General features: G+C 46.5%; 4 protein-coding genes and 1 riboswitch. All 4 genes read left to right on the forward strand.

The annotated features are described in order from the left end of the window. Window positions 1–88, forward strand: a riboswitch (cyclic di-AMP (ydaO/yuaA leader). This riboswitch is flagged as partial in the annotation. Window positions 89–91: 3 nt separating this feature from the next. The 4 genes from ACFRAK_RS27535 (at window position 92) to ACFRAK_RS27550 (ending at window position 2,602) form a co-directional block, all read left to right on the forward strand. Continuing rightward, window positions 92–565: a C40 family peptidase gene (locus tag ACFRAK_RS27535; protein ID WP_394572964.1), complete on the forward strand. Its 474-nt coding sequence runs from the start codon at window positions 92–94 to the stop codon at window positions 563–565. A gap of 408 nt (window positions 566–973) precedes the next feature. Continuing rightward, window positions 974–1,447 carry a C40 family peptidase gene (locus tag ACFRAK_RS27540; protein WP_394572966.1) on the forward strand — a complete coding sequence of 158 codons (474 nt, stop codon included), beginning with the start codon at window positions 974–976 and terminating at the stop codon, window positions 1,445–1,447. Between the two features lie 127 nt (window positions 1,448–1,574). Beyond that, window positions 1,575–2,069: a GNAT family N-acetyltransferase gene (locus ACFRAK_RS27545; protein WP_394572965.1), complete on the forward strand. Its 495-nt coding sequence runs from the start codon at window positions 1,575–1,577 to the stop codon at window positions 2,067–2,069. A 176-nt stretch (window positions 2,070–2,245) separates the two neighbouring features. Next, window positions 2,246–2,602 carry a c-type cytochrome gene (locus ACFRAK_RS27550; RefSeq protein ID WP_394572967.1) on the forward strand — a complete coding sequence of 119 codons (357 nt, stop codon included), beginning with the start codon at window positions 2,246–2,248 and terminating at the stop codon, window positions 2,600–2,602. Window positions 2,603–2,690 lie beyond the last annotated feature (88 nt).

Here is a 2,690-nt window from a genome sequence, read left to right on the forward strand (position 1 = left end):
TGGGTGAATTGATCTCGCAAGAGAGGGATCATAGGTGACCTTCCACCGAACCCTTAAGCTAACCTCGCAGGCATTGGAAGGAGCTTTTGTTTTGAAAAAGAAATTAGCGGCCGTTTCTCTCGGCCTTGCCCTCGCACTCACAATAGGGACCGGAAGCGCTTTTGCGGATTCCAAATTAAATTCAACCATTAAACCAACGATCGGTGTCTCTTATAAAACAGGTGGTACCACAACGAACGGATTTGACTGCTCCGGCTTCACCAGCTATATCTACAAGAAGCTTGGCCTTAACATTCCTCGTACGTCTGCAGCTCAGTACAAAGTAGGTACGGCTATCGCCAAGAGCAATTTGAAGGCAGGAGACCTCGTATTCTTCAATACCTCCGGTCGTGGTGTATCTCATGTGGGTATATATGTCGGGGACGGAAAGTTCGCTCATTCTTCATCTTCGCGCGGTGTGATTGTCAGTCCACTGAGCCAAAGCTACTACGCGCAGCGTTATGTGGGCGCTAAGAGAGTTATGAGTCAAGCTACGTACAAGTCAGTAGCAGCTAATTATAACTAAATCATCCAACCGTATTTCTGTCATTATACATTTCATTCAAGAAGCCTTGGGTTAGAGATTGTGCCGATCTCAGCCTGAGGCTTTTTTCTTGTTGTTGTCTCTATACTTCTATAACGTATCGAAAGCCAAAAAGGTTTCCGTTTAAATCCAAATATTTCTTACACTTTCTTAATTTTTATTACCCTTGCTCCCGCTTCTCCAAACAGCATCTGCCTGTATAGGGCAAGGTTAGTCCCACAACTCGACAGCTGATGCTAATGAAAATTAGCGAAATGAAGAAAAAGAAGTAATTGCCAATCTCGCTAATGGTCTGCTAGAATATTCTCAGTAACAACTTTGTCATTAATGTAAGTGCTTTATTATATAGATCGTGAGCCATATTTCAGACATTGGAAGGGAGTCCTTATGCTGAAGAAGAAACTAACCGTCGCCGTTCTAGGTGCAGCACTTCTGTTTACGACGGGAGCGGGCAGTGCCTTTGCCGACAGCCCAATGGAACAGGAAATCAACCAACTGCTTGGCACGAGATATAGCTATGGCGGTACCACCCCTAATGGGTTCGACTGCTCTGGTTTCACGATGTATGTATTCGCCCAACTAGGGCTCAAGCTTCCCCATCAATCCGGCTCCCAATTTGAGATGGGCTCGAGCGTGTCACGCAAGGACCTAAGACCAGGCGATCTCGTATTCTTCAATACATCAGGCCGCGGCATTTCCCACGTCGGTATTTATATTGGCGATGATAAATTCGCTCACTCCTCGTCCAGCCGTGGGGTTGTTATTAATCGTCTAACCGAGGAATATTATGTTCAGCGTTATGTGGGTTCCAAGCGGATCATGAACGATGCCAAGTATGAGGAAGCCGTAAGTGGAACATCCTAAGGCTGTTAAGCCTTTTCTTGAATCATACACAATGCCCGCTTGAAGAGGAATTCCCCTCATTTCAAGCGGGTTTTTCTTATCGGATTGACTCAGACACCCATTAAATCATGTAAGGGGACACTTGACCATGGAACCTACATCTTTATCCGCCCAAGTCATGCACGAAGACCATGCGTCTGAGATCTGCACATGGGTCTATCCCGCTCCATATGATATTTATGGATTTCTGCCCTGGGAGCAGATGAAGGCTCTTGAAATTGAATTCGGTGACCCTGATATTCGTAAACAGCAATATATATCCATCGTCGATGAATATGAACGGCTTTGGGGCTTCGCACAGCTCTTCCCCGTGGTGGGCGTTACGCGTCTGGGACTCGGCATGCGGCCTGATTGGTGCGGACGCGGAATGGGTAGACGATTTATGCAGACGATTGTGGCTGAGACCATATTAAGGCATCCTCACCATGAAATTGACCTTGAGGTGTTGACCTGGAATGAGCGGGCGATTCGCACTTATCGTTATGTAGGCTTCCGCATTACCGATACTTATGAGCGGCTAACCCCTGATGGGATGGCGTTATTCCACTGCATGGTGTATGAGCCGCAAGCAAATGAGGAATAGTAATCGTACCGATAAAATAAGCACTATGAAAAAAAGCACAATTTTGTGTACTTTTTATGAAGCGTATACCTGGCTCGTTGCTTTTTTTGTCACAACTGGCTATGATGTGTAAGGATGTTGGTTTATAATGGAGACAAGTGCAAAAGTGCAGTATACATAGAAGGGACGATATGACGATGCAAAAATGGATCATGAGCGGGTTGTTCTTCGTCGCATGTGCGTTGGCTATTGCGCTGATGTTTACGCTCCCGGGCAAGGAAGAGGTAGCTCATGAAGAGAAACCGTCTATGCCGGAAGTAACGATGGATGCGGCAGCAGCAGATGCCATGGTGAAGGCTAGCTGCATAAGCTGTCATGGCGACCAGCTTCAGGGCGGCGCTGGACCAGCTTTGGATCAGGTTGGCGGACATATGGATGTCGAAGCGATCTACAAGATCGTATCGAATGGTAAAGGCATGATGCCAGCATTCAAGGGTCAACTGACCGATGAAGAAATCGCAAACATCGCGCTTTATCTGGCTGACCACAAATAAGAACCGCTAATACGCAAAACACGCTTGCTCCCGGATACCCTCCAGGTCAAGCGTGTTTTTTATTGGAAGCTTATGTTTAGTGAACGAA

Source organism: Peribacillus sp. NPDC056705 (genome assembly GCF_043656335.1).

Coding starts and splice junctions, on each gene's coding strand:
- ACFRAK_RS27545 (WP_394572965.1), top strand. CDS start 1,575: ATGGAACCTACATCTTTATCCGCCCAAGTCATGCACGAAGACCATGCG.
- ACFRAK_RS27550 (WP_394572967.1), top strand. CDS start 2,246: ATGCAAAAATGGATCATGAGCGGGTTGTTCTTCGTCGCATGTGCGTTG.